General features: G+C 55.9%; 24 protein-coding genes. 16 read left to right on the forward strand and 8 right to left on the reverse strand.

Annotated elements, in window-relative coordinates; genetic code table 11:
* Positions 1-31: 31 nt before the first annotated feature.
* The 5 genes from Q4491_RS04905 (at position 32) to Q4491_RS04925 (ending at position 5,308) form a co-directional block, all read left to right on the forward strand.
* Entirely contained in the window at positions 32-829 is a 798-nt protein-coding gene (locus Q4491_RS04905; RefSeq protein ID WP_303455265.1) for a class I SAM-dependent methyltransferase, read from the forward strand.
* 243 nt (positions 830-1,072) lie between these two features.
* Positions 1,073-2,218 (forward strand): cytochrome c oxidase subunit II, encoded by a 1,146-nt coding sequence (gene coxB / locus Q4491_RS04910; protein ID WP_303455267.1) that lies wholly within the window; start codon positions 1,073-1,075, stop codon positions 2,216-2,218.
* Positions 2,219-2,231: 13 nt separating this feature from the next.
* Positions 2,232-3,836, forward strand: a complete 1,605-nt coding sequence (gene ctaD / locus Q4491_RS04915) for a cytochrome c oxidase subunit I (RefSeq protein ID WP_192016023.1) — start codon at positions 2,232-2,234, stop codon at positions 3,834-3,836.
* 9 nt (positions 3,837-3,845) lie between these two features.
* Positions 3,846-4,397 (forward strand): cytochrome c oxidase assembly protein, encoded by a 552-nt coding sequence (locus Q4491_RS04920; RefSeq protein WP_192016022.1) that lies wholly within the window; start codon positions 3,846-3,848, stop codon positions 4,395-4,397.
* Positions 4,398-4,405: 8 nt separating this feature from the next.
* Positions 4,406-5,308 carry a cytochrome c oxidase subunit 3 gene (locus Q4491_RS04925; protein ID WP_192016021.1) on the forward strand — a complete coding sequence of 301 codons (903 nt, stop codon included), beginning with the start codon at positions 4,406-4,408 and terminating at the stop codon, positions 5,306-5,308.
* A gap of 12 nt (positions 5,309-5,320) precedes the next feature.
* On the opposite strand, the gene Q4491_RS04930 is transcribed toward Q4491_RS04925, so the two are convergent.
* On the reverse strand, positions 5,321-5,527 hold the full coding sequence (locus Q4491_RS04930) for a DUF2909 family protein (RefSeq protein ID WP_027250530.1): 207 nt from the start codon (positions 5,525-5,527) through the stop codon (positions 5,321-5,323).
* Between the two features lie 53 nt (positions 5,528-5,580).
* Between Q4491_RS04930 and Q4491_RS04935 the strand changes: the two genes are divergently transcribed.
* The 6 genes from Q4491_RS04935 to Q4491_RS04960 all read left to right on the forward strand — a co-directional run bounded on the left by Q4491_RS04935 (position 5,581) and on the right by Q4491_RS04960 (position 10,913).
* The gene (locus Q4491_RS04935; RefSeq protein WP_303455272.1) at positions 5,581-6,261 is read left to right on the forward strand and encodes an SURF1 family protein; all 681 of its coding nucleotides are present in this window, start codon (positions 5,581-5,583) and stop codon (positions 6,259-6,261) included.
* A gap of 34 nt (positions 6,262-6,295) precedes the next feature.
* Positions 6,296-6,844: a cytochrome oxidase gene (locus Q4491_RS04940; protein ID WP_303455274.1), complete on the forward strand. Its 549-nt coding sequence runs from the start codon at positions 6,296-6,298 to the stop codon at positions 6,842-6,844.
* Between the two features lie 31 nt (positions 6,845-6,875).
* Positions 6,876-8,030: a heme A synthase gene (locus tag Q4491_RS04945; protein WP_303455277.1), complete on the forward strand. Its 1,155-nt coding sequence runs from the start codon at positions 6,876-6,878 to the stop codon at positions 8,028-8,030.
* Positions 8,031-8,048: 18 nt separating this feature from the next.
* Positions 8,049-8,975 (forward strand): heme o synthase, encoded by a 927-nt coding sequence (gene cyoE, locus Q4491_RS04950; protein ID WP_303455280.1) that lies wholly within the window; start codon positions 8,049-8,051, stop codon positions 8,973-8,975.
* 88 nt (positions 8,976-9,063) lie between these two features.
* On the forward strand, positions 9,064-10,413 hold the full coding sequence (gene dinF, locus Q4491_RS04955; protein WP_303455608.1) for an MATE family efflux transporter DinF: 1,350 nt from the start codon (positions 9,064-9,066) through the stop codon (positions 10,411-10,413).
* Between the two features lie 107 nt (positions 10,414-10,520).
* On the forward strand, positions 10,521-10,913 hold the full coding sequence (locus Q4491_RS04960) for a 3D domain-containing protein (protein WP_192016017.1): 393 nt from the start codon (positions 10,521-10,523) through the stop codon (positions 10,911-10,913).
* 155 nt (positions 10,914-11,068) lie between these two features.
* On the opposite strand, the gene nfuA is transcribed toward Q4491_RS04960, so the two are convergent.
* The gene (nfuA, locus tag Q4491_RS04965) at positions 11,069-11,647 is read right to left on the reverse strand and encodes a Fe-S biogenesis protein NfuA (protein WP_192016104.1); all 579 of its coding nucleotides are present in this window, start codon (positions 11,645-11,647) and stop codon (positions 11,069-11,071) included.
* A gap of 118 nt (positions 11,648-11,765) precedes the next feature.
* Positions 11,766-12,449: a ComF family protein gene (locus tag Q4491_RS04970; RefSeq protein WP_303455283.1), complete on the reverse strand. Its 684-nt coding sequence runs from the start codon at positions 12,447-12,449 to the stop codon at positions 11,766-11,768.
* Between the two features lie 46 nt (positions 12,450-12,495).
* On the opposite strand from Q4491_RS04970, the gene bioH reads away from it, so the two are divergent.
* Together bioH and Q4491_RS04980 are read left to right on the forward strand one after the other, a co-directional pair.
* The gene (bioH, locus tag Q4491_RS04975; protein ID WP_303455286.1) at positions 12,496-13,320 is read left to right on the forward strand and encodes a pimeloyl-ACP methyl ester esterase BioH; all 825 of its coding nucleotides are present in this window, start codon (positions 12,496-12,498) and stop codon (positions 13,318-13,320) included.
* Between the two features lie 136 nt (positions 13,321-13,456).
* Positions 13,457-13,921, forward strand: coding sequence for a hypothetical protein (locus tag Q4491_RS04980; RefSeq protein ID WP_027250538.1), 465 nt, complete (start codon positions 13,457-13,459; stop codon positions 13,919-13,921).
* 70 nt (positions 13,922-13,991) lie between these two features.
* Here the strand turns inward: Q4491_RS04980 and Q4491_RS04985 are convergent, their stop codons facing one another.
* Entirely contained in the window at positions 13,992-16,313 is a 2,322-nt protein-coding gene (locus Q4491_RS04985; RefSeq protein WP_303455291.1) for a Tex family protein, read from the reverse strand.
* 211 nt (positions 16,314-16,524) lie between these two features.
* Here Q4491_RS04985 and greB point away from each other — a divergent pair, with 211 nt between their 5' ends.
* The 3 genes from greB (at position 16,525) to envZ (ending at position 19,232) form a co-directional block, all read left to right on the forward strand.
* On the forward strand, positions 16,525-17,001 hold the full coding sequence (gene greB / locus Q4491_RS04990) for a transcription elongation factor GreB (protein WP_046220413.1): 477 nt from the start codon (positions 16,525-16,527) through the stop codon (positions 16,999-17,001).
* A gap of 143 nt (positions 17,002-17,144) precedes the next feature.
* A complete protein-coding gene (ompR, locus tag Q4491_RS04995) occupies positions 17,145-17,864 on the forward strand; it encodes a two-component system response regulator OmpR (protein WP_027250541.1) in 720 nt (239 codons plus the stop codon).
* A 9-nt stretch (positions 17,865-17,873) separates the two neighbouring features.
* A complete protein-coding gene (gene envZ, locus Q4491_RS05000) occupies positions 17,874-19,232 on the forward strand; it encodes a two-component system sensor histidine kinase EnvZ (RefSeq protein WP_237794971.1) in 1,359 nt (452 codons plus the stop codon).
* Between the two features lie 59 nt (positions 19,233-19,291).
* Here the strand turns inward: envZ and Q4491_RS05005 are convergent, their stop codons facing one another.
* The 4 genes from Q4491_RS05005 to spoT form a co-directional block, all read right to left on the reverse strand.
* Positions 19,292-20,665, reverse strand: coding sequence for a uracil-xanthine permease family protein (locus tag Q4491_RS05005; RefSeq protein WP_303455297.1), 1,374 nt, complete (start codon positions 20,663-20,665; stop codon positions 19,292-19,294).
* Positions 20,666-20,877: 212 nt separating this feature from the next.
* Positions 20,878-22,959, reverse strand: a complete 2,082-nt coding sequence (recG, locus tag Q4491_RS05010; protein WP_303455300.1) for an ATP-dependent DNA helicase RecG — start codon at positions 22,957-22,959, stop codon at positions 20,878-20,880.
* Between the two features lie 32 nt (positions 22,960-22,991).
* Positions 22,992-23,696, reverse strand: coding sequence for a tRNA (guanosine(18)-2'-O)-methyltransferase TrmH (gene trmH, locus Q4491_RS05015; protein WP_303455303.1), 705 nt, complete (start codon positions 23,694-23,696; stop codon positions 22,992-22,994).
* Between the two features lie 110 nt (positions 23,697-23,806).
* A complete protein-coding gene (gene spoT / locus Q4491_RS05020) occupies positions 23,807-25,909 on the reverse strand; it encodes a bifunctional GTP diphosphokinase/guanosine-3',5'-bis pyrophosphate 3'-pyrophosphohydrolase (protein ID WP_192016010.1) in 2,103 nt (700 codons plus the stop codon).
* Positions 25,910-25,921 lie beyond the last annotated feature (12 nt).

A 25,921-nucleotide genomic window follows, 5' to 3' on the forward strand; every position in this document is an offset into this window, starting at 1 on the left:
TCAAGGTATCACCTTGTAGACGATGACGACAATGACTAAATCTGCCCGCTATCATATTCCGGCTGCACTCTTGCAGCCGCTTTGGCTGCGTAGTCGCGAGAGTCTGGCTGACGGTGGTTTGATTTATGACCCCTTAGCCGCAGCGGCTTGCCAGCAGTGTCATCTGGCCCCCGATTGCCTGGCCGGTAATGTTGATCAACACCAGTTGCTGCACGCGACCTTGACCCTGTTGGTGGATCAGCGGGTACAGCATTTTCTGCGTCGTTTTCCTAATGGCCATGTCATCAATGTCGGAGCAGGGCTGGATACCCGCTTCTACCGGCTGGATAATGGCCGGTGCCGCTGGCTGGAGCTGGACTGCAATGAGAACCTGCTGTGGCGGCAAAAGTTGTTTCACGCCAGTGAGCGGTATCGGATGCGGCCGGGCTCTGTAACGGATCTGAACTGGTTATCCCAGCTGCCAACCGCTTTTTCTTCACCTGTTATGTTGGTTTGTGATCAGGCGTTGTTGCAGATTTCTGCGCAGGAAGTGGCGAAATTTGTCCAGCGGATTGGTTGTCATTTCAATCAACTGGAATTGTGCCTCGTGCTGGCCGGTGATCGCTGTGACAGCGGTCTGGGCCATAAATTAGGGACACAGGATTATGCTCATGGTTTTGAAGATCCTGTCCGCCAGTTGCTGCAATGGCTGCCCTGGGCAGAGCAAGTATCCAGCCACTCGCCACTCACTGTGCCTTGTCCGCGCTGGCGCCCCTGGCAGCGTTGGCTGTCGCACTTACCTTCGTTCGGTCACAGATTGACACCTGTGGTGTCGCACCTTCGTTTTTAAGCCCGACCTTTTCTCATTCTGCCCGCTTATGTCTACCAGCGCCCATTTCTTGTGGGCGTTGACTATTTCTCACTCAAAATTTTGTTCATTCTGGCAAATCTGTCCTAAGTTAAATGTAAACAAGCTGTTATAGCTATTTTGCGCTGATTAGGGAATCCTGGCTGAGACAGGTGTCTGTTGTCTCCGGCGTGGGACGGTAACTGGCACTTGACTGTCAGGGTGACTGAGGGAGGGATCCACGGAATGATGCGGCGATTGTTTTATGGATTATTGGGCTTGCTGAGTTTGCCCGCATGGGCAGAAACCCAGTCGATGCCGCTGAATATGACCCAGGGGGTTACCGGGGTCAGTCAGCAGGTCTATTCACTGCACATGACGATTTTTTATATCTGTGTCGCGATTGGTATCGTGGTATTCGGCGTGATGTTCTGGGCCATTATTCATCACAGAAAGTCGCGGGGTGCTGTGGCGGCCTCCTTTCATGAAAGTACCCGGGTTGAACTGCTCTGGACCCTGATACCTTTTGTCATTCTGATCGTAATGGCCATTCCGGCGACCAAAACCCTGCTGGCGATGGAAGATACCTCGCAATCGGATATCACTATTCAGATAACCGGTTCACAGTGGAAGTGGCATTATCGCTATTTCGGCGAAGGTGTTGAGTTTTACTCCAACTTAGCCACCTCTCAGGCGCAAATTAACAATGAACGGCAAAAGCGCGATAACTACCTGCTGGAAGTGGATCATCCGCTGGTGGTGCCTGTCGGGCAGAAAATCCGCTTTCTGATGACCTCACAGGATGTGATTCATTCCTGGTGGGTGCCCGCGTTTGCCGTCAAGAAAGATGCCAATCCCGGTTTCATTAACGAAGCCTGGACCAAGATTGATAAGCCGGGTATCTACCGCGGGCAATGTGCTGAGCTGTGCGGCAAGGATCACGGTTTTATGCCGATTGTGGTAATAGCTAAGCCGCAGGCCGATTTTGAGGAATGGCTGCAAGTCACCAAAACCGCCCAGCGGGAGGCGAAAGCTGAAGAGCTGCGTCTGCTGGATATGCAAATGCCCATGGATGAGCTGATGGCGATGGGCGAGACAGTCTATAACACCCGCTGTGCTGTGTGTCACCAGGCCAATGGTCAGGGTTTGCCGGGCGCGTTTCCGGCACTGGCCGGAACAGGGATTTCGGTTGATCCGGCTAAAAAACTGGAACACATCAGCATTGTGGTCCACGGACGTAACGGTACGGCAATGCAGGCGTTCGGCCCGCAACTGAGCCTGAAGGAGCTGGCATCTGTGATTACCTATGAGCGTAATGCCTGGGGTAACAATACCGGCGATATGGTTCAGGCAGCAGAAGTACAGGCAATTCTTAAGGGCGAACAGCTTTAGGGAGTAACAGGGCATGACGGACATGATGCGTGAACAGGCAGTGGAAGAGGCCAGTCATACGGAGCATGATACACATCATCATCAAAGTGGTATCAAGCGCTGGCTGTTTACTACCAACCATAAGGATATCGGGAGCCTGTACCTGATTTTCAGCTTCACTATGTTCCTGGTCGGTGGGGCGATGGCGATGGTGATCCGGGCCGAATTGTTCCAGCCTGGCTTGCAACTGGTGGATCCTAACTTTTTTAATCAGATGACCACAGTGCACGGTCTGATCATGGTCTTTGGTGCCGTGATGCCTGCGTTTACCGGGCTGGCTAACTGGATGGTGCCACTGATGATAGGGGCGCCGGACATGGCGCTGCCGCGGATGAATAACTGGAGCTTCTGGATTCTGCCGTTTGCCTTCGCCATGCTGCTGGGGTCGCTGTTTATGGAAGGCGGCGGCCCGAACTTTGGCTGGACGTTCTATGCGCCGCTCTCGACGACTTACAGTCCGCAGAGTACTGGCCTGTTTGTCTTCTCTATTCATATCATGGGTATCAGTTCCATCATGGGGGCTATCAACGTCATAGTCACTATTATGAACTTGCGTGCGCCTGGCATGACGTACATGAAAATGCCGCTGTTTGTCTGGACCTGGTTGATCACGGCGTTTCTGCTGATTGCTGTGATGCCGGTGCTGGCGGGAGCGGTCACTATGGTACTGACCGACAAATACTTCGGCACCAGTTTCTTTGATGCCGCCGGTGGCGGGGATCCTGTGATGTTCCAGCATATCTTCTGGTTCTTCGGTCACCCGGAAGTGTACATCATGATTTTGCCGAGTTTCGGTATTGTTTCCGCGATTATTCCGGCGTTTTCGCGCAAAAGGCTGTTTGGCTACAGTTCCATGGTATACGCAACGGCGTCTATTGCCGGTTTGAGTTTCCTGGTGTGGGCACACCATATGTTTACCACAGGGATGCCTGTGGCTGCCGAGCTGTTTTTCATGTACTGCACCATGCTGATATCCGTGCCGACCGGGGTAAAAGTGTTTAACTGGGTGGCTACCATGTGGCGAGGTTCACTGACCTTTGAAGTTCCTATGCTGTTTGCCATCGCCTTTATTGTCCTCTTTACCATAGGCGGGTTCTCCGGCCTGATGCTGGCGATCACCCCGGCAGATTTCCAGTATCACGATACCTATTTTGTGGTGGCTCATTTCCACTACGTACTGGTGTCTGGCGCGATCTTCTCCATCATGGCCGCGGCTTATTACTGGCTGCCTAAATGGACGGGGCATATGTTCGATGAACGCCTGGCGAAATGGCATTTCTGGTGCTCAGTGATTTCCGTCAATATTCTGTTCTTCCCTATGCATTTCCTGGGACTGGCAGGCATGCCGCGCCGCATTCCGGATTATGCGCTGCAATTTGCCGATGTGAACGCCATCGTCAGTATTGGCGGCTTTCTGTTTGGTCTGTCGCAGCTGATTTTCCTGGCGGTCGTCGTGAAGTGTGTGCGTGGCGGGGAACCGGCAGGCGCGAAACCCTGGGATGGCGCTGAAGGGCTGGAATGGACAGTCCCTTCTCCGGCGCCTCATCATACTTTCTCCACGCCACCTAAGGTGGACTAAGGGGGCGATATGGCTGACACCGATAAGGAAAAAGGTAAGAAGAAGTCGTTACTGAGCCTGATTTTACTGTCACTGGGGATGTTTGGCTTCGCCTTTGCGCTGGTGCCTCTCTATGACGTGTTTTGTGAAGTTACTGGCATCAATGGCAAAACATCCAATCAGGCCGCCATTGCCAGTGAACAGGTAGACGACAAGCGAACCGTTACTGTGGAATTTATGGCCTATATCAATCCCGGCATGGCCTGGCGATTCGAACCGGAAGTGACCAAGCTGGTGGTGCATCCGGGCGAAACCTACAAAGTGCTGTATTCGGCCCAGAACCTGACTCAGACCGCCACAGTGGGCCAGGCGGTACCGTCCGTTTCTCCGGGGCTGGGGGCGCAGTATTTTAACAAGATTGAATGTTTTTGCTTTAACCGTCAGCCACTGGCTGCCGGAGCGTCAGCAGAGCTGCCTTTGCTCTTCTATATTGATCCCAAACTGCCTGAGGATATCAATACACTGACACTGGCTTATACCTTGTTTAACGCTCAGCCGGAACCTGCGGCGCAAACGCAATGAGGTCGACCATGGCGAATCCGTACACAGAACATGAACAGTCCCTGAAGCCTTCCCATGAGCATTATTATGTGCCGGCGGCCAGCGCCTGGCCGATAGTGGGGGCTGTGGCGTTATTTTTGATAGCCATGGGCGCCGGTGCCACCGTCGGTGGACTGTTCGGCGGCAATGGTCCCTGGATTTTGATGAGCGGGGTGGGTTTGCTGCTGATCATGCTGGTGGGCTGGTTCCGCGATGTGATCCGCGAATCAATGACCGGCCTGTACAGCTCACAGATGGACCGCTCCTTTCGTCAGGGCATGAGCTGGTTCATTTTCTCTGAAGTGATGTTTTTTGCCGCCTTTTTCGGGGCGCTGTTTTACGCCCGGATGATAGCTGTGCCCTGGCTGGGCGGGGCGAGTAATAACGCCATGACACACGAAGTGCTGTGGCCGGAGTTTGTCGCACAGTGGCCGTTGATCATGACACCTGGTGGTACGGAAACCCAGGCCATGGGACCGCTTGGTCTGCCGCTCTACAATACCTTAATTCTGCTGACTTCTTCTGTGACGGTACATTTTGCCCATGTGGCGCTGGAAAAAGGTAACCGCCCGCGCCTGACCCTTTATCTGCTGTTAACTGTGCTGCTGGGTAGCTTGTTCGTGTACCTGCAGGGTGTCGAATATATCCATGCCTATCAAGACATGGATCTGACGTTAGATGCCGGGGTCTACGGCAATACCTTCTTTATGCTGACCGGCTTTCACGGCCTGCACGTGACTCTGGGTACTCTTATTCTCTTTATCGTCTGGCTTAGGGTGTTGAAAGGGCACTTTTCACCAGAGCACCATTTTGCCTTTCAGGCCGGAGCCTGGTACTGGCACTTCGTTGACGTGGTGTGGCTGGGGTTGTTTGTCTTTGTCTATATTCTCTGATGCCAGAGGGCATCAGAACGGCCGGGGATGCGGCTCAATAAGACCCGTTGCCAGTGCCAGCAACAACAGGGCAAACAGCAGGACAGAAAACAGCACGCGCCGGCCAAGGTAGTGAGACATAGGTTTGCTTTGCTTGCCTTTCAGCATCACTGGCAAGGCACGGAATAAGTTAAACAAGATAAAGAACAGCAGGCAGACAATCAGGATTTTCAGCAACATGATAGCTCCGTGGTTGGCTGAATCAGGGCGTCAGGGATGAGGCACAGGACGCGATGAGACGGACAGGTTTTATTCTTTTTACTTTGGTGGTCCTGTCGGTGTTGGTCAAGCTGGGAATGTGGCAGATCTCACGGGGACAGGAAAAAGAAACGCTGACAGCAGCGCTGAAGCTCAGGGGAGAGCAGACGTTCTACAGTGTCGCCAGCCTGCCGGATGATCCTTTGTGGTACCGGGTCAGGCTAAGCGGCGAATACGATCACAGCAAAGCAGTTTTACTGGATAACCAGCTGGATCGTGGCCGGCCGGGTTATCACCTGTTTTACCCGTTCCGGACGGAAAACGGCGCCTGGGTACTGGTGAACTTAGGCTGGTTGCCTGCGCCGCAATACCGGGATGAGCTGCCTGTGTTACCCGAATTTCATGGCCAGGTCATGCTGACGGGCATGATTGCACCCTCAACTCAGCTTCCTGAGCTGAGCGAGGCAGGGACAGAAAACGGCTGGCCAAGGCGGGTGCAAAATATCAAGCCACAAGAACTGGCAGGTGCAACGGGATTGCCCTTGCCTGACTGGGTCATACAGATAGCGGCGGATGACCCGCTGGCGCTCAAGCAGAACTGGCAGGCCGTAGTGATGGGGCCGGAAAAGCATTATGCCTATGCTGTGCAGTGGTTTCTGCTGGCGCTGGCCGTCGCCGGACTGGCCTTGTGGTGGCTGAAACGCAGTTCGCACTGAGAACGCAGTAGGCACTGAGAAACAGGAGTCAGGGATGAGAAAACACATCAATTTAGTGTTGTTGTTACTGTTGTTTGTGCTACCTGTGGTGGTGGCCAAGCTGGTGCTGGACAACCACTGGTATCAGGGGGGAGCCATCAATCGGGGACAATTGCTGGAGCAGCCTGTGGTGACCGACTGGCTGGGGATGCGTGGCAAATGGCAGCTGGTGTATCTGTTGCCGGCAGAGTGTGATACCCGCTGTCAGGGCGCCTTGTTTAATTTGCGTCAGGTGCCTCAGGCCATGGGCGCCGAGCAGGAGCGTATTGCCAGCCTGGTGCTGGTCTCAGGTCAGGGGGATACAGGCTTGCCTGCTGTAGAGCATGTGCAGGCCGGCGGCAGTACAGTACTGGCCGCACCGGAGCCTGTCCTTGCTCAGATCCGTGCGTTGGAATTCGGTGCCCAGGCCATTTATATCTCAGATCCGCAGGGCAACGTCATGCTGGCTTATCCTCTGGTGGAAGGGCAGACGCAGGTGCTGGCTCAGGGTAAGGACATGCTGAGGGATCTTAAACGTTTACTGAAGGTTTCCAAAATAGGCTGATGCTGCAAACCGCATGCGCTAAGGAGTGGCGATGTTATCAATGGCTTCTTCCCGTTACCGGCAGGCCGACCGGCGCTTTACCTGGCTGGTTGGACTGACTCTCTTATTATCCGTTGCTGTGATAGCCCTGGGGGCGTATACCCGGCTGACAGAAGCCGGGCTTGGCTGCCCGGACTGGCCCGGCTGCTATGGTTTCATGACAGTTCCCAAAACTGACGATCAGCATGCACTGGCTCAACAGGCTTTTCCGGATCACCCGGTGGAAGTGCATAAAGCCTGGAATGAAATGATCCATCGCTACATGGCCGGTGCGCTCGGGTTGCTGATAGTCGCTTTGAATGTACTGGCCCGTCGCCGTGGTGACAGACCACGCCGCTTACCTCTGGTGTTGCTGGGGCTGGTGGTGTTTCAGGCGTTGCTGGGGATGTGGACCGTGACCATGTCGCTCAAGCCGGTGATAGTGATGGGTCACCTGCTTGGCGGCTTTACCACAGCCAGCCTGTTACTGGTGCTCTGGTTGCGGATGCTGCTGAGACACAGAAAGCGGCCTGCGACAGCGGTTGCTTCCTCTCCTGCGTTAGTCAGTGTCCGGCGCTTAGCCGTAGCCGGGCTGATAGTGGTGGCAGTGCAGATTGCACTGGGCGGCTGGACGGCAGCCAACTATGCCGCTGTGGTCTGTACTCAGCTGCCTGTTTGCGAAGTGGACTGGGTAAGTAAATTTGATATCAGGGCGTTTGAGCCCTGGCAGCCGGGTTTTCAGACTTATCAATATGGCGTGCTCAATTTTGACCAGCGAGTGTCTATTCATGCCGCGCACCGTATCGGCGCCATGTTGACCACCCTGGTGATCCTGCTGCTTGTCTGGCGGCTGTGCCATATCGGCTGGCGGCGCTACGCCGTGCTGATACTGGCGCTGCTCTCTGTGCAGATCGCGCTGGGCGTGACGAATGTACTGGCCAGCCTGCCACTGCCAGTGGCTGTGGCGCATAACCTGGGGGGATTAGGTTTACTGCTCAGCGTACTGGCGGCGAACTGGGCGTTGTTTATGGCTCGGGCTGCGGTGAATGTCAGCCGGGCTGCATCTATACCGCGAGTGAAAACGGTCCGCCATGCACTGATTCAGGTGCAGGCAGGAACACATGGAAGGCAAACGCATTTTGGCCGAATGACACCCAAGTCAGGCTAAATCAGGGAGGTAGGCGACATGGCGAAATCACAGTCACTGGAACAACGCCAGATAACGTATTCAGGCCGAAGCTGGCAACAGCTGGGGCGCGATTATCTGATGATGACCAAGCCAAAAGTCGTGGCGATGTTACTGCTGACGGCGCTGGTGGGCATGTGTCTGGCAGTCCCGGGGATCCCGCCCGTCAAAGCCGTAGTGCTGGGTTTGCTGGGTATCGGCTTGCAGTCGGCGTCTGCGGCGGCCTTTAATCACGTGCTTGATCGGCAATTAGACGCCAAGATGGCCCGCACTCATCACAGGCCCTTGGCGCGTGGGCGGGTGCCGACTGTCAATGCGGTGATTTTTGCCACTGTGCTGATGATAGTGGGCTTTGCCTTGCTGTGGCAGCTGAATCCGCTGACCGCCTGGCTGACGCTGGCCAGTCTGGTGGGTTACGCACTGGTGTATACCCTGTGGTTAAAGCACGCGACGCCGCAGAATATTGTTATCGGTGGTCTGGCCGGTGCCGCGCCGCCATTGCTTGGCTGGGCAGCAGTAACCGGCCAGTTTGATCCTCATGCGCTGTTGCTGGTGATGCTGGTGTTCGCCTGGACACCACCGCATTTCTGGGCGCTGGCGATACATCGCCGCGATGATTATGCCAAAGCCGATATTCCTATGCTGCCGGTGACGCACGGGATTGCCTTCACCAAGACCATGGTACTGCTCTATACCCTGATTCTGACGCTGATCGGTCTGTTGCCCTGGCTGACAGGCATGAGTGGTGCGCTGTATCTGGCGGGCAGTCTGGTGCTGAATCTGGGCTTTGTCGGGTACGCGGTTAAGCTCAAGTTTGCCGATGAACCCGGCCATGCCTGGGCCACGTTCAAGTTCTCTATCTGGCACCTGCTGGGACTGTTTGTCGTGTTACTGGCTGACCACTGGCTGGGAATACTGCTGGCCTAACACAGGCAGATTTATGCTAACAGCTGGCAGTCATGGGTCCTGCTGTTACACTGTGCGGCTTAAGCGTGTGAATCATAAGGTTGGAACTGTGCTGGCCGCATTAAAAGATATCTCCCTCCACCGCCAGGTCTTTGCCCTGGCGCTTCCTATGGTGCTGTCCAATATCACTGTCCCTTTGCTGGGGCTGGTGGATGCGGCTGTGATCGGCCATCTTGAGCATGCCTGGTATCTGGGGGGCGTGGCTGTCGGCGGCACCATGATCAGCGTGACCTTCTGGTTGCTCGGTTTTTTGCGTATGGCAACAACAGGGCTGTGCGCGCAGGCGTACGGCGCAAGTAACAAGTCTTCGCAGGCGACTGTACTACTGCAGGGGATAGCCCTGGCTTGGGGGCTGGCGGCGCTTCTTATCCTCAGCCATGGCTTGATAGCGGATGCAGTATTTTCCGTCAGCGACGCCAGCGATGCAGTCAAAACCTATGCGGATCAGTATTACTCGATTCGTATCTGGGGGGCGCCGGCGGCCCTGGCTAATTTTGTCATCATGGGCTGGCTGCTGGGCAGTCAGAATGCCCAGCTGCCCATGTGGCTGCTGATCATCACCAACAGCATTAATATCCTGCTCGATATTCTGTTTGTACTGGGGCTGGGCTGGCAGGTGGCCGGCGCGGCCGCCGCCTCTGTGATCGCGGAATACAGCGGCATGGTACTGGGGCTGTATTTTGTTGCCTGTCAGTGGAAAACCCTGAATTTGCCGCCCTGGCGTAGCCAGCTCAATAAAGTCGGACAAGGAATAGTCCGCTTATTACGCCTGAACCGGGATATCTTCCTGCGCAGCTTGTGCCTGCAGCTGGCTTTCAGTTTCATGACGTTTCAGGGGGCCAGCCTGGGGGATAACGTGGTGGCGGCCAATGCGGTGCTGATGAGTTTCCTGATGCTGGTGTCTTACGGTATGGACGGCTTTGCCTATGCCATGGAAGCTATGGTGGGCAAAGCCATAGGCGCCAGAAACCGCGAAGCCCTGAGCAGGACGCTGATCAGCACCACTTTGTGGAGTGTAGTGATTGCTTTGCTGATGACACTGGCCTTCACGCTGTTCGGGGATGCGATTATTGCCCTGATCTCGGATATCCCAGCGGTGCAGCGCGAAGCAAGTCGTTATTTGCCCTGGCTGGCTGCCGTGCCTCTGGTGGCAATGTGGTGCTTTCTGCTGGATGGTATTTTTATCGGCGCGACCCGAGGCAAAGAAATGCGCAACAGCATGTTTATCGCGACCTGTAGTTTCTTCCTGATATGGCAGTTGTTTAGCCAGTTTGGCAACCATGCGTTGTGGGCGGCGATGTTAGGTTTTCTGGCCATGCGAGGGCTGTTGCTAGCGGCTATTTTTGCGTATCAATGGCAAAAAAATATTTTTCTTGAAGAGGCCTGTTCTAACAAATAGTTATCATATTTTATGCTGTTCAATAAACCTATACGGGCCAATAACCCTGTCCTTTCTTATTGATAGTGTTTAAAATATGACCTGTTTTGGAGTTGAGCAGGTTGAAAATGAAACAAAAAATCGGTGTTTTTTTATTGCTTTTTATGGGTTTACTGTGGTGTTTTAATGCTAGTGCAGTGGCTCCGGGAGCCAAAGTTCGAGTGACGGCAACGGCGTATAATTCCGTGCCAGCCCAGACCGACAGCAGCCCGTCAATTGCTGCCTGGGGAGACAGACTAAAGCCGGGAATGAAGGCAATCGCAGTATCTCGAGACCTTTTGAAAATGGGCCTCAAACACGGCTCTAAAGTAAAAATCTCAGGCCTGCCTGGTGAGTATGTGGTGCTGGATAAGATGCATCACCGCTGGTCAAAGAAAATTGATATCTACATGGGCCGTGATGTCCGGGCTGCTAAAAACTGGGGCCGACGCGCTGTGACTATCACCGTTTTAAAAGCCTGATATCGCACAATACCTAGCCGAATAATCGCACGAAAGCCTGATTATCCTGATAGGCATTAAGCACAGACAAGAATGAAAAAAGCCGCGAAAGCGGCTTTTTTTATGTGATTTACCCGGTGCGCGAGAGTAGGGATGAGATTCCGCGCGGGCATAAATCAGTAGTAAGAATGATCACCGCGGGCGTGTTCAGTCACGTCGCGAACACCTTTCAGCTCGCCTTCAAACTCGGCCAGCAGCTGCTTTTCAATCCCTTCTTTGAGGGTCACATCCACCATTGAGCAGCCGTTACAGCCGCCGCCGAACTGCAGAATAGCAACGCCATCTTCAGTGATTTCAGACAGGGACACATGGCCGCCGTGACCGGCAAGCTGAGGGTTGACCTGGGTCTGAATCATATAATCCACGCGCTCCATCAGTGGCGCATCGTCTGACACTTTACGTACTTTGGCATTGGGCGCTTTCAGTGTCAGCTGTGAACCCATTTTGTCGGTGACAAAATCAATCTCAGCGTCGGCCAGAAAGGGCAGGCTCAGCTCATCAACATAAGCCGAGAACATACCGAGCTTAATTTCGGTGTCACTGGCTTCTACGGCTTCCGGCGGGCAATAAGACACGCCGCACTCAGCATTTGGGGTACCCGGATTGACCACGAAGACACGGATGTTAGTGCCTTCCGGCTGCTGGGCCAGCAGCTTAACGAAATGCTGCTGTGCATTTTCTGAAATAGTAATCATAGACACGACGTAATACCTGACTTAGTAAGCGTTAAACCTATTCTACTCTTTGGCGGAAGAACTCGCACCCCTGAATCTTGTGTGGTTTTTTTGAACAGTCAAAATGAACCGTCACTGATCAGCGATAATGCGGTGTAAAGGCCAGGCAGTAGACATCGATCCGGGCGACGTGCTGCTTCCTGAGCAGCTGAGACAACACGGAAACGGTACTGCCTGTGGTCACCACATCGTCGACGATAGCCACGTGCTCCGGCCACACTCTTTTGTTAAGTATAAATGCCTGCTTGAGATTCTGCAGGCGGGCTTTTCTCGACAGCTGATGCTGCGGGCGGGCCGATAGGGTCCGGCGCAGTGCCTGGTGATCGGTATCGCCACCTGTGATCTCCGCCAGTGCATCAGCCAGCAGCGCACTTTGATTGAATCCGCGGATCAGCCGGCGCCAGGGATGCAGTGGCACAGGCAGCAGCAGCGGGGCAGGTTCTGTCATCTGCTCGGCTAACAAACCGGCCAGTGGCTGGCTGAGCCAGAATTTACCCTGAAATTTGTATTGCTGAACCAGCCGGTTGAGCGGAAAGCCATATTCTCCGAGGCGCACCAGCCGATCCCAGGGCGGCGGCTGACGCAGGCAGTGGCCGCAATGGCTGACGGGCTCCAGTGTGGTGGCTCCGCAGCGCTGGCAATAAGGCGGCCGAGGCAGGCTGGCCAGGCAATGCAGACACCAGTAGTGATCACCGTCACGCAGCGGTAAACGGCACAAGGCGCATCGCTGGTTTGGCCAACGAAAGATTGATCTTACAGCCACAGGGGATAACATCCTTGCCATCCGGTTTGAAGTGAAGGAAGTGTACATGACGGCATCTGTCTACTGGCAAGCATTTGGTCAGGACCTGGCTCAGGGTTCCGATCTGGTTCTCATTCATGGCTGGGGCATGAATGGCGCCGTCTGGCAGCATCTGGTGCCGCAGCTGGAAGAACAATACCGGGTGCATGTTGTTGACATGCCGGGCTATGGTTACAGTGCCGGTGTCAAGGCGCAGTCTGTTGAAGCGATGGCGGACGCCTTACTGGCTAGCGCGCCGGCACGAGCGGTCTGGCTGGGCTGGTCGCTGGGCGGACTGATCGCCAAGCAGGCGGCGCTGCAGGCGCCTGAGCGGGTCAGCAAGCTGATCACTGTGGCCAGTTCACCGCGTTTTGCCGCGATGGATAGCTGGCGCGGCATCAGGCCTCAGGTACTGAGTGACTTCCAGCAACAGCTCAGTGACGATTTCAGCCTGACGGTTGAGCGCTTTATGGCGCTGCAGGCGATGGGCAGCCCGAGTGCGCGGCAGGACATCCGGTTACTCAAACAGGCCGTGCTGTCGCGTCCCCAGCCGTCACCGGACGCGCTGGCTGCCGGTCTGGACATGCTGGCGGAGGTGGATTTGCGCCGGCAGCTGGCTCAGATCCAGCAGCCCTGGCTGCGTCTCTATGGCCGGCTTGACGGGCTGGTGCCGGTCAAAGTGGCCAGCGATATGGACAAGCTGGCACCGCAGTCAGAGAAAGTGGTTTTTCCGCAAGCCTCCCATGCGCCCTTTATTTCTCACCCGCAGGACTTTCTGCAGTCATTACAGGTGTTTATTGAAGGTGATGCCTCGGCAGCCCTGGCGACAGAATCCACAGAAATATTAAAGTAAAACCTTTCTTGGCCGATAATCGGTGTGTAGCGGCAGAGATTTCTGCCATTTTTGCAGTTATTCATGAGGCGCACGACAGCCGTTGCTCGGGTGCGTCAGCGTAGAGCCTGTGGCTCACTGTAGGAGTCGCCTGAAGATGATAGTGTCGCCCCTGAATGCCGGTATACCGACACTGGCGCCATCGGTAAATCCGATGACGGAGCAGGCTGCGCGCGATAACAAGATCCGTGAAAAAGTGCGCCCGGCCAGTGCCAGTCTCCCCTCTGGCAGCGAGCCTTCGCTCAAAGGCGATGACAAACAAATGCGGCGGCCAGGCTGGGATCCCAGTGAACATCCGGATTACGCTTCGCTGGATGCCGCCCAGCAAAAAAGCTACGGCTATCAGCAGGAATTTGAACAACTGGTGCTGGCACTGTCGGCAGACAGTTATATGAAAGATGTCAGCGAGCTGGGTTACAGCATGCACATCCGCTTGCCAAGGGCGCTGCTTGAAGAGCTGGCCCAGATCAGCAAAATGGAACGTATCCGCAGCGTGATCCGCTACAAGTATGCCCAGGCCACAGTGCCGAATCCGCCCACCGAAATGCTGAAAATTGTCTGATTGAGTATTTTTATAAGTGAAAGACATAAAAGGCGGGTCAGACCCGCCTTAATGGTTTTATGGCTGAGGATTACTTCTTGGCTTTGGCAAACGCCGCGGCAAAGGCACCGCCCATGGCGTTGTTGTCCGGCTGACTATCACGCTGCTGACGAGGCGCCCGGCGTGTTTGCTCGCCCTGACGCTGGCCGCCCTGCGGTTTGTGGCTGGCATCCTGGCCCGGCTCGTCGCTCAGGCGCATCGACAGGGCAATTCGTTTGCGCTGCAAGTCCACTTCCATCACTTTGACTTTCACCACATCGCCGGCTTTGACCACTTCGCGCGGATCGGAGATGAATTTGTCCGACAGCGCCGAAATGTGGACCAGACCGTCCTGATGAACTCCGATATCGACAAAGGCGCCGAAGTTGGTCACATTGGTGATCACCCCTTCCAATACCATGCCCGGCACCAGATCTTTCACTTCGTGAATGCCTTCGGCAAAGGTGGCGGTTTTGAACTCAGGGCGCGGGTCGCGGCCTGGCTTGTCCAGCTCGCGAATGATGTCGGTGACGGTCGGCAGGCCGACTTCGTCCGTGGTGTAGTCGGCTGCTTTCAGACCGCGCAGGAACTCACTGTTTCCGATCAGGGCATCGAGCGGCTTGCCGTTTTTCGCTGCGATGGCTTTGACCACATCATAGGATTCCGGGTGGACGGCGGAAGCATCCAGCGGGTTCTTACCGTTCATGATCCGCAGGAAACCGGCACACTGCTCAAAGGCTTTGGGGCCAAGACGCGACACTTTCTTCAGTGTGGTGCGGGCATCAAAGCGGCCGTGCTCGTCACGGTAAGCCACGATATTGCTGGCAATCGCCGGCGACAGACCGGCCACGCGGGTCAGCAGGGCTGGTGAGGCGGTGTTGACATCGACACCCACGGCGTTAACACAGTCTTCCACCACCGCGTCCAGACGCTTGGCCAGATTGCTCTGGCTGACATCGTGCTGATACTGGCCGACACCGATGGATTTGGGATCGATTTTCACCAGCTCGGCCAGCGGATCCTGCAGGCGACGTCCGATGGAAACCGCGCCGCGCAGCGACACATCCAGGTTCGGGAACTCGTTGGCGGCCAGCTCAGAGGCCGAGTACACCGAGGCCCCGGCTTCGCTGACCATCACGCTCTGAATCTTCAGGTTGTTGTCTTTCAGCAGCTTTGCCACGAAACTGTCGGTTTCACGTGAAGCAGTGCCGTTACCGATCGCAATAAGATCAACGTTATGTTTTTTCAGCAGTGCCAGCACAGTGGCGGCGGACTGGGCCACCTGTTTCTGTGGCTGGTGCGGATAAATGGTAGCGGTATCGACCAGCTTACCTGTGCTGTCGACGACGGCCACTTTACAGCCGGTACGCAGGCCCGGATCGAGCGCCAGTGTCATGCGCGGGCCGGCAGGGGCGGCCATCAGCAGATCGTTCAGGTTGTCGGCAAACACCTGCATCGCGCCGTCTTCGGCTTTCTCGCGCAACGCCGCCATCAGTTCGGTTTCCATGTGCATCAGAATCTTGATGCGCCATGCCCAGCTGATCACCTGTTTACGCCAGCTGTCCGCCGGTTTTGCGCCCAGGTTCACGCCATAGTGATCGGCAATAATGACTTCACAGTAAGAGCCGCGCACGCCTTCTTCCTGATTCGGATCAGCGTTGAGCGCCAGTTGCAGCACCCCTTCGTTACGGCCGCGGAACATCGCCAGCGCACGGTGTGACGGCACCTGGGTCAGTTTCTCGTTGTGCTCGAAGTAGTCTTTGAACTTGGCGCCTTCCTGCTCTTTGCCCTCTACCACGCGGGCAGTCAGTTCGGCATTGCCCTGCAGGTGGCGGCGGATTTTATCCAGCAGCGCCGCGTCTTCGGCAAAGCGCTCCATTAAAATAGCGCGGGCACCGTCCAGTGCCGCTTTGCTATCGGCGACACCTTTGTCGGCAGACACATAGCTGGCAGCAGCGATGTCCGGATCGTTGTCCGGTTGTGACCACAGCAGATCGGCCAGCGGCTCCAGACCGGCTTCAATCGCAATCTGGCCCTTGGTGCGGCGCTTGGGTTTATAAGGCAGGTACAGATCTTCGAGCCGGGTTTTGCTGTCGGCTGATAAGATTTCAGCTTTCAGCTCAGGCGTCAGCTTGTCCTGCTCGGTAATGGATTTGAGGATCACCTGACGGCGGTCTTCCAGCTCACGCAGGTAGCCCAGGCGGGACTCCAGATTACGCAGCTGGGTATCGTCCAGCCCGTCGGTCACTTCTTTACGGTAACGGGCAATAAAGGGGACGGTGTTACCGTCATCGAGTAGCGCCACGGCTGCGGCAACCTGCTGCGTTTTGACATTCAGTTCAGACGCAATCAGGTGATGGATACTCGTGGTCATAGAATTCCTTTGGATACAGTTTGTCTCAGGCCGACCATCTAACCACAATTCCGCCTGGCCGTCAGCGTTCTTGCACCGGCAAAATGTCAGGAGTTTGCCAGCCGTGCGGACAGGTGTGATCTTGGTGCCGTCCGGAGCATGCGAACAACTCGCCGTCAGGCCTTACAACATCGTATAATCAAGCCATTACCAGTAAGCAGAGACAGACGCAATGAGAACCCCTTTGATCACCCGGGAAGGGTATAACCGGCTCAAGCAGGAGCTGGATTTTCTGTGGCAGGAAGAGCGGCCGGAAGTCACCAAGAAAGTCACCTGGGCGGCCAGTCTGGGTGATCGCTCGGAGAATGCTGATTATCAGTATAATAAAAAGCGTCTGCGTGAAATTGACCGCCGGGTGCGTTACCTGCGCAAAACGTTAGAGAAAGTGAAAATTGTCGATTATTCCCCGGTGCAGGAAGGCAAGGTGTTTTTCGGTGCCTGGGTCGAGGTGGAGAACGAAGCCGGTGACAGCAAAAAATTCCGCATTGTCGGCTATGACGAAATTTTCGGCCGCAGGGATTACATTTCTATCGATTCGCCGATGGCGCGGGCGCTGCTGAAAAAAGAAGTGGATGATGAAGTGGTAGTACGCACGCCAGAGGGTGATAAAGTCTGGTTCATCAATACGATAACTTACGTAACAGACTAATATCTAAAGGCATGCCGGGGGTGGGGACACACTCGGTAACAATTTCACGGTGATCATTTGCTCACTGTTTCAGTCAGAACAGGCAGCGGTCGCGTAAAATAGCACCTCGGCGACATCCAGAGTTCGAAGCATAAGGTGGAACGATGCAAGACAATTTCAAGATTTTAGTGGTTGATGACGACATGCGCCTGCGCGCCTTGCTGGAGCGTTACCTGTCTGAGCAGGGATTCCAGGTGCGCAGTGTAGCCAATGGCGAGCAAATGGACCGCCTGCTGGCCCGTGAGAATTTCCACCTGATGGTATTGGATCTGATGTTGCCGGGCGAAGATGGCCTGTCTATCTGCCGTCGTCTGCGCAATGCCAACAATATGCTGCCTATCCTGATGTTGACGGCCAAGGGCGACGAAGTCGACCGGATTGTCGGTCTGGAAGTCGGTGCCGACGATTACCTGCCCAAGCCGTTTAATCCGCGCGAGTTGCTGGCCCGTATCCGTGCAGTACTGCGTCGTCAGACGGTCGAAGCACCTGGCGCGCCGAGTGTGGAAGGTAAAATCATCACCTTTGGTGAGTTTCGCCTCAATCTGGGTACCCGGGAAATGTTCCGCGGGGAGGAAGCCATGCCGCTGACCTCCGGTGAATTTGCGGTGCTCAAAGCCTTAGTGACCAACGCCCGCGAGCCGATGTCGCGCGACAAGCTGATGAACATGGCCCGCGGCCGCGAATACTCGGCGATGGAGCGTTCGATTGACGTACAGATCTCGCGTCTTCGCCGCATGATTGAAGAAGATCCGAGCCGTCCGCGTTATATTCAGACCGTCTGGGGGCTGGGTTACGTGTTTGTCCCAGACGGCAGCGAGGCCTAAACCATGCCGATGCGCCTGTCGCCGCGCTCGACCTTTACCCGCACCCTGATCCTGCTGGCTGGCTTGTTGATAGCCAGCCAGATTTTTTCCTATCTGGCGGTGCTGAATTACGCACTGCTACCGAGTCTGCAGCAGTTCAACCGCATCATGGCTTATGAAGTCAAACTGATGCTCAAAGAAGATGTGGAGCTGGCCGACGGCCACAAGTTTCATCTCGATACCCCGCTGCGCCGGCAACTGCTGGAGCAGTTGGGGGTCACGCTTCACGCCGATGACAGTCCGGAATCGGCTGAATTCAGGGAAGCGACCCGCATTGATTACCTCAGTGAGGAAATGACCCGAGAGCTGAACACACCGACGGAAGTGCGCCTGGTGCTGGGGACAGACAGCTATGTGCTGTGGCTCGACTGCGACGCCATGCCGGGTTACCTGATGCGGGTGCCACTGTCCGAATTGCAGGAAGAAGATTTTGCGCCGCTGTTTGGTTACAGCCTGTTTATTGCTGTGATGGTGATCGCCGGGGGCTGGATGTTTATCCGTATCCAGAATCGTCCTCTGGTGGCGCTGGAGCAGGCGGCTTTAGAGGTGGCAAAAGGTGGATCTCCGCCACATCTGGATGTGCAGGGAGCCTCGGAGATCCGGGCGGTCACCAAAGCCTTTAATCGTATGGGTGATGGTATTAAACAGCTCGAAGACGACAGGGCATTGCTGCTGGCCGGTGTCAGCCATGATTTGCGCACCCCGCTGACCCGTATCCGCCTGGCGACCGAAATGATGTCGCCCGAAGATGCCTATCTGGCTGAAAGCATGATTAAAGACACCGAGGAGTGTAATGCCATCATCAGTCAGTTTATGGAGTACCTGAAATCCACCCAATTGCTGGAGCAGGAACTACTCGATCTGAATATTCTGCTTGAAGATGTGGCAGAAGCAGAAGGGGGCATTGAGCGCGGGATTGAGCAGTCACTGGGGACCATTAACGGCAAAGTGTATGCCAACGGGGTAGCCATTAAGCGGTTGATCAGCAACCTGCTGGTGAATGCGCTTCGCTACGGTCACGGTTGGGTGCGAGTCACCAGCGGCATGACGGCCGATCGCCAGATGGCCTGGTTCTGTGTTGAGGATGATGGTCCGGGCATTGAGCCGGATCAGGTGGCCAGAATGATGCAGCCGCTGACCCGCGGCGACAGTGCCCGGGGCAGTGACGCGGAAGGCACCGGACTGGGACTGGCTATCGTCAAGCGTATTGTGGATCAGCATCAGGGCGACATTCAGTTCAGTAACCGCAGTGCCGGTGGCTTGAAAGTGCAGATCAGCCTGCCGGTGCGGACAGTCAAACACAATGGCAAGCGGAGTGTGAAGTCTTAAGTTCTTTTCCTAGTCCCCTCCTGACCTCCCCCTTGAAAAGGGGGAGGGATCATACAGAATCAGCTTTTCTTTTCTTCCGGCAGGATCAGGTTCAGCAAAATCGCCGTCAGGCCACCGGCCGCCATGCCGGAGGACAGAATGCTCTTCACAATATCCGGCATGAACTGCAGAATTTCCGGTTTTTGCGCAATGCCCAGCCCCATAGAGAAAGACAGTGCCATGATCAGAATGGCGCGGCGGTCCAGCTCACAGCGGGAGATAATCCGCACCCCAGAAGCGGCAATGGTGCCGAACATCACAATAGTGGCGCCGCCCAGCACAGGTTCCGGGATCAGCTGTACCAGGTTGGCAACAGCCGGGAACAGGCCGAGCAGTACCAGCATACCTGCGACAAAATAGCCGATGTAGCGGCTGGCCACGCCGGTCAGCTGGATAATGCCGTTGTTCTGGCTGAAGGTGGAGTTCGGGAAGCTGTTCAGCACTGCAGCCAGTGCCGAGTTGATGCCGTCAGCCAGCACGCCGCCTTTGATGCGCTTCATGTAGACAGGACCACTGACGGGCTGTTCAGAGGTTTCCGAGGTAGCCGTGATATCGCCAATGGCTTCCAGTGAAGTAATGGCGAAGACGATTACCAGCGGGATCAGCAAAGACCAGTCAAATCCGAGGCCGTATTGCATCGGTGCGGGGACTGCAATCAGGCTGGTTTCCGCGAGCTGGCTGCTGTCGATCATGCCCATTCCCCAGGCTGTGAGAGTGCCAGCCGCCATGGCAATCACAATCGACGAGACACGCAGATACGGGTTTTTCATCCGGTTCAGCAGCACGATCAGTCCCAGCACTATGCCTGCCAGCAGGAGCTTGTCCAGGCTGCCAAAGCTACCGTTTTCAATGGCGGCATAGCCGCCGCCGATAGAGGTCAGGCCGATCTGAATCAGCGTCAGACCAATCAGGGTGACTACAATGCCGGACACCAATGGCGTGATGATGCGGCGTGTGTGCTGCAAAATACGCGAAATAGCGACTTCAGTGAGAGAAGCCGCAAGGATAGTACCGAAAATCGCCGCCATCATGGTGGGCACGTCGGCCCCGCCGGCTTTCATCGCCAGCCCGGCCCCTATGATTGGGCCAAGAAAGTTGAAGCTGGTGCCCTGAATCGACAGCAGACCGGAGCCGACCGGGCCTATGGTGCGGATTTGAATGAAGGAGGCGACCCCGGAAGCCAGCAGCGACATACTGACTATGGTATTGGTATCGCTGGCGGGCAGGCCCAGCGCCTGACAGATAATCAGCGACGGCGTAATCACGGCCACGAACATCGCCAGCAAATGCTGCACAGCCGCAAACAGGGTTTGTGGTAAAGGCGGTCTGTCATCGAGTCGGTAGATCAAATCGGATGAACGCGGTGGCGTTATTTCTTGGTGCTGGCCAGTCATGATGCTTCCTTATGTGCGTCGACAGGACGGCTTCAGATTGAGAGGGAGACAGACGCTGAAGCCGACCATGACCCTTGGGTCAAAAGTGGCCACTATTTTAATGAGGTTGTTATTTTTAGCAAACGATTGCGTAATTAAATTGACGGCAAAATAGCGACTAAAAGCAGAAAATGAACGCACTTTTTCGCTATCAGCAAAGAAAAGGCTGGCGATCAGGCGTTAGAGTAATTTTCTTTCTGGCCCAGCCAGCGCTCGATGATGGCTTTGGCGTTGGCCGGATATTGCTCGTGCAGGTAACGCGCCAGCTTTTGCACCTGGGGAATAAGGTGCTGGTCGCGCACCAGATCGGCGACTTTGAAATCGGCAATCCCGGTTTGTTTGGTGCCCAGCAGCTCACCCGGACCGCGAATTTCTAAATCACGCTGGGCAATGACGAAGCCGTCGCTGCTTTCGCGCAGTACCGCCAGCCGCTGCTGGGCGGTTTTGGACAGCGGCGCATGGTAGAGCAGCACGCAGTGGCTGGCCACATTGCCCCGGCCCACCCGGCCGCGCAGCTGGTGGAGCTGGGCCAGCCCCAGTCGCTCCGGGTTTTCGATGATCATCAGGCTGGCGTTGGGCACATCGACACCGACCTCGATCACAGTAGTGGCGACCAGCAGGTGCAGCTCTCCGGTTTTGAAGCGCTGCATGATGTCTTGTTTCTCAGTGGCTTTCATCCGGCCATGTATCAGCCCGATTTTCAGCTCTGGCAGTTGTGCCGTCAGCTCGGTGGCCGTATCAGAAGCCGCCTGGGCTTCCAGTACTTCAGACTCATCAATCAGGGTACACACCCAGTAAGCCTGGCGGCCTTCATTGAGGCAGGCCGCGCGGATGCGCGCTATGATGTCGGCACGACGTGTGTCTGAAACGGCAACGGTCTGGATTGGGGTTCGTCCGGGCGGCAGTTCGTCAATCACTGAGGTTTCCAGATCGGCATAGGCGGTCATCGCCAGTGTCCTCGGAATCGGCGTGGCCGTCATGATTAACTGGTGCGGGTACCGGCCTTCGTTGGCCCCTTTCTCCCTTAATTCCAGCCGTTGGTGAACACCGAACCTGTGCTGTTCATCGATGATCACCAAAGCAAGGTTGTTGAACACGACTTGCTGCTGAAATAATGCGTGCGTGCCGACCACCATTTTGGCCTCGCCGCTTTCAATGCGGGCCAGCTCGGTGTCCCGTGCTTTGCCTTTGAGTTTGCCGGCCAGCCAGCCCACCTGAATGCCGAGCGGTTCCAGCCACTGGGCAAAGTTGAGGGCATGCTGTTCGGCCAGTAATTCGGTCGGTGCCATCAGTGCGACCTGATAACCGTGGTCAATGGCGCGGACGGCCGCCAAAGCGGCGACCAGTGTTTTACCTGAACCGACATCGCCCTGCACCAGACGCATCATAGGGATGGCTCTGGCCAGGTCTGTTTCGATATCGGCCACTACACGTTGCTGCGCGCCGGTCGGGCTGAAGGGCAGGCCGGCCAGTAACTGCTGTTTGAGTGAGGTACTGGGCGGCAAGGGCCAGGCCTGGTGCTGCTGACTTTTCTGGCGAACCGCCAGCATAGAGAGGTTCTGTGCCAGCAATTCTTCCAGGATCAGTCTTTGCTGCGCCGGGTGCTGACCTTTTTCCAGCTGATCCAGCGACACATCCGGCGTGGGCCTGTGCATCAGGTGCAGGGCATCGGCCAGGGTCATTTGCCTGTCGTACAGGCCTTCGGGCAGTAATTCGCTGACCGCGGCTTTGTCGAGCAGGTTCAGCGCCTGTTCGGTCAGGCTGCGCAAGGTTAACTGACGCAAGCCGTCTGTGGTGGGGTAGACAGGGGTGAGGGTGTCTTCAACTGCCAGTGTGGTCGGTTCAGAAAACACGCTGTAATCTGGATGGATCACTTCCAGCCCGTGCTGGCCGCGGCGGATCTCGCCGTAGGCTTTGACCTGTTTTCCCTCGGACAGGGCGTTTTTCATCGCGGCGTTGAAATTGAAAAAGCGAAGGGTGACAGAGCCGGTTGTGTCGCTGATCTTGACCGTCAGCATCCGGCGCTTGCCAAAACTGATGGCGTTATGCAGCACTTCGCCTTGCACCGTCAGGTGCTGTCCGGGCTGCACGGCGGCAATCGGCCAGATCCGGGTGCGGTCTTCATAACGCAGCGGCAGGTGAAACAGCAGATCCTGTACGGTGTGAAGGCCGATTTTGCTCAGTTTCTCCGCCATTTTGGCGCCGACGCCTGACAATTCTGTCAGGGCGATGGTGTCTAGCATCTGTCCGCTCATGCCTGCTTACTCTGTGCTCTGTCCGTTCAGGGTTATTTGTTGCGCCGGGGCTTATCCCTGGCTTGTATCGCCTGCCACCAGGCGTCATCTGCCACTATCTGACCGGCGTCATCCAGCGGCGGATAAGGCAGCTGTTTACGTTTGGCGACTTTCGCCAGCACAGGGTGGCCGCGTTCAAATAAGATGCGGTGCACTGTGTCTGCCGGCAGCGGTGTGGTTTCTCTGTCATACATACCGGCTAGCTGGCGCTGGCGCTGTGCTTCATAAAGGATCAGCGCACTGGCTACCGAGACATTGAGTGACTGTACCATACCCACCATAGGAATGATGATATCCTGATCAGCCAGTGACAGCGCTTCGGCAGTGATCCCGTTTTTTTCGCCGCCCAGAATAATAGCCGTGGGTTTGGTGTAATCAATCTCGCGAAAATCTACCGCACGATCAGACAGATGGGTAGCCAGTACCTGCATGCCTTGCTGTTTCAGCTGGCCGATGGCCTCTGGCATGCTGGTGTGGGTTTCCAGCTCGACCCAGTTGCGCGCGCCGGCGGACGTGTGGGCAAGAACCCGCATTTTTTCCGGCCACACCGCGTGGATCTTGTGCACGCCTACGGCGTCGGCGGTACGGATAATGGCGGAGACGTTATTGGGTTTGTGCACTTCTTCCAGGCATAGGGTTAAATCTGGCTGGCGGGTAGCCAGCACTGACTGGATCCTCTGGTAACGTTCTGGCGTCATGATTCTTGTCTTGTTTCAGTTCTGGCTGAACGGCTTATAATTCAGCACTCGGGAAAGCACAAACGCCCGGGACGGGCGTTTGAGTAGTCAGTGCAGCTGAGCGCGGCACCTTAGTTCTTCTGCCGGGCAACCCGGACAACGTTCGGCATCACCCGGATCCGGCGCATGATGTTGGCCAGATGGACACGGCCTTTGGTCGTCAGGCGCACTGTAATGGTATACAGGCGGCCGTCTTTCTCTTCCGTCGACAATCCCTGGATGTTGGACCCGGTATTGGCGATGGTGTTGGTGAGATCGGCCAGTGCCCCCTGGTGGTTCTGCATATCCACTTTGAGGTTGGTGACAAACTCCTGCTCGAAGTCACGGCTCCATTCAACCGGCATGTATTTGTCCGATTCTTTCTGGTAGCCGCGGATATTGGCGCATTCTTCGCGGTGAATGACCAGTCCTTTACCCGGACTGACATAGGCCATGATTGGGTCACCGTGAATAGGATGACAGCAGTTGGCGAAGGTCAGCAAAATGCCGTCAGCACCCCGGATAGGCATGCGGCGTTTGTCATCCGCCTGGGTTTCTTCATCCAGCGTGCCCAGCAGGCGGCGGGCAACCACCACACTCATCAGCTCGCCCAGACCAATGGCCGCCAGCAGCGAATCGACGTCCTTCAGACGCAGATCTTTGAGCACTTTGTCCAGTGTTACCGGTTCAATCTGATCTATGTTCAGCTCGCCCAGGGCATGATTGAGCAGACGTCGGCCCAGAGTGATCGACTCGGTACGGCGCATGGTTTTCAGTACCTGACGGATCTTGGTTCTAGCCCGCGAGGTTACCACATAGTTGAGCCAGGCGGCGTTCGGACGGGCACCCGGCGCGCTGATGATATCCACCGTCTGGCCGTTTTTCAGCGGCTTGCTCAGCGGATAAGGCTGGCGATCAATCTTGGCGCCGACACAGGTGTTGCCGACATCGGTATGAACGGCATAGGCGAAGTCGACCGCGGTCGCGCCGACCGGCAGTTCGACAATCCGGCCTTTAGGGGTGAAAACGTAAATCTCATCCGGGAACAGATCGGATTTCACGTTCTCAATGAATTCAAACGAGTTACCGGCGCTTTGCTGCAGCTCGATCAGGCTTTGCATCCAGCGCTGGGCCTTGACCTGTGCTGTAGTGCCTGAGCTTTCACCGTCTTTGTAGGCCCAGTGAGCTGCGACCCCTTTGTCCGCCATCTGATCCATGTCTTCGGTGCGGATCTGCACTTCCACCGGTACACCGTGCGGGCCGACCAGTGAAGTGTGCAATGACTGATAGCCGTTGGCTTTCGGGATGGCGATATAGTCTTTCATCCGGCTCGGACGAGGCTTGTACAGGTTGTGTACCTGACCCAGTACCCGATAGCAGGTATCCAAGTTATCGACCAGCACCCGGAACGCGTAGATATCCATGATGGAATGAAAACGCTGTTCTTTGTTCTTCATCTTGTTGTAGATGGAGTACAGGTTTTTCTCGCGGCCAAGCACCTGGCCGTTGATCCCCGCATCATGAAGGCGGCCTTCAATCTCGGCGTGGATGCGGTTGATCATTTCTTTACGGTTACCGCGGGCGGCAGCCACCACTTCTTTCAGCACCCGGTAGCGGTTCGGATACAAGGCCTCGAAACCCAGCTCTTCGAGCTCGGTCTTGATGTTGTGAATACCCAGACGGTGGGCCAGGGGCGAGAAGATTTCCAGCGTTTCGCGGGCAATGCGGCGACGTTTGTCAGGACGCAGCGCACCCAGGGTTCGCATGTTGTGGGTCCGGTCGGCCAGTTTGATCAGGATAACCCGGATGTCATTGGCCATGGCCATGATCATCTTGCGGAAGTTTTCCGCCTGAGCTTCCTTGCGGTCGCGGAACTTAAGCTTGTCCAGCTTGGACACGCCGTCCACCAACTCTGCCACGGTCGAGCCGAAACGACTGTCGAGGTCGTCTTTGGTGACATCGGTATCTTCGATCACGTCGTGGAGCAGGGCTGCCATCAGGGTCTCAAAGTCCAGGCGCATTTCGGCCAGGATTCGAGCAACGGCAATCGGGTGGATGATGTAAGGCTCGCCGCTGGAACGCGTCTGGCCTTCGTGGGCGTCTCTGGCTACCAAATAGGCCTGCCTGAGCGCCTCAATCTGAGTCTCAGGCAGGTATTCAATTACAACTTCTTTCAGGCTATCAAAGAGATACAAATTGCCCGCTTC

Source organism: Photobacterium sp. 2_MG-2023 (assembly GCF_030547675.1).
In the GTDB taxonomy this organism is placed as follows: Bacteria; Pseudomonadota; Gammaproteobacteria; order Enterobacterales; family Vibrionaceae; genus Photobacterium; species Photobacterium arenosum.

Coding starts and splice junctions, on each gene's coding strand:
- Q4491_RS04920 (WP_192016022.1), top strand. CDS start 3,846: ATGGCTGACACCGATAAGGAAAAAGGTAAGAAGAAGTCGTTACTGAGC.
- Q4491_RS04925 (WP_192016021.1), top strand. CDS start 4,406: ATGGCGAATCCGTACACAGAACATGAACAGTCCCTGAAGCCTTCCCAT.
- envZ (WP_237794971.1), top strand. CDS start 17,874: ATGCGCCTGTCGCCGCGCTCGACCTTTACCCGCACCCTGATCCTGCTG.
- Q4491_RS04960 (WP_192016017.1), top strand. CDS start 10,521: ATGAAACAAAAAATCGGTGTTTTTTTATTGCTTTTTATGGGTTTACTG.
- Q4491_RS05005 (WP_303455297.1), bottom strand. CDS start 20,665: ATGACTGGCCAGCACCAAGAAATAACGCCACCGCGTTCATCCGATTTG.
- Q4491_RS04940 (WP_303455274.1), top strand. CDS start 6,296: ATGAGAAAACACATCAATTTAGTGTTGTTGTTACTGTTGTTTGTGCTA.
- bioH (WP_303455286.1), top strand. CDS start 12,496: ATGACGGCATCTGTCTACTGGCAAGCATTTGGTCAGGACCTGGCTCAG.
- Q4491_RS04930 (WP_027250530.1), bottom strand. CDS start 5,527: ATGTTGCTGAAAATCCTGATTGTCTGCCTGCTGTTCTTTATCTTGTTT.
- trmH (WP_303455303.1), bottom strand. CDS start 23,696: ATGACGCCAGAACGTTACCAGAGGATCCAGTCAGTGCTGGCTACCCGC.
- recG (WP_303455300.1), bottom strand. CDS start 22,959: ATGAGCGGACAGATGCTAGACACCATCGCCCTGACAGAATTGTCAGGC.
- ctaD (WP_192016023.1), top strand. CDS start 2,232: ATGACGGACATGATGCGTGAACAGGCAGTGGAAGAGGCCAGTCATACG.
- coxB (WP_303455267.1), top strand. CDS start 1,073: ATGATGCGGCGATTGTTTTATGGATTATTGGGCTTGCTGAGTTTGCCC.
- Q4491_RS04980 (WP_027250538.1), top strand. CDS start 13,457: ATGATAGTGTCGCCCCTGAATGCCGGTATACCGACACTGGCGCCATCG.
- Q4491_RS04935 (WP_303455272.1), top strand. CDS start 5,581: ATGAGACGGACAGGTTTTATTCTTTTTACTTTGGTGGTCCTGTCGGTG.
- Q4491_RS04945 (WP_303455277.1), top strand. CDS start 6,876: ATGTTATCAATGGCTTCTTCCCGTTACCGGCAGGCCGACCGGCGCTTT.
- Q4491_RS04905 (WP_303455265.1), top strand. CDS start 32: ATGACTAAATCTGCCCGCTATCATATTCCGGCTGCACTCTTGCAGCCG.
- nfuA (WP_192016104.1), bottom strand. CDS start 11,647: ATGATTACTATTTCAGAAAATGCACAGCAGCATTTCGTTAAGCTGCTG.
- greB (WP_046220413.1), top strand. CDS start 16,525: ATGAGAACCCCTTTGATCACCCGGGAAGGGTATAACCGGCTCAAGCAG.
- ompR (WP_027250541.1), top strand. CDS start 17,145: ATGCAAGACAATTTCAAGATTTTAGTGGTTGATGACGACATGCGCCTG.
- Q4491_RS04985 (WP_303455291.1), bottom strand. CDS start 16,313: ATGACCACGAGTATCCATCACCTGATTGCGTCTGAACTGAATGTCAAA.
- cyoE (WP_303455280.1), top strand. CDS start 8,049: ATGGCGAAATCACAGTCACTGGAACAACGCCAGATAACGTATTCAGGC.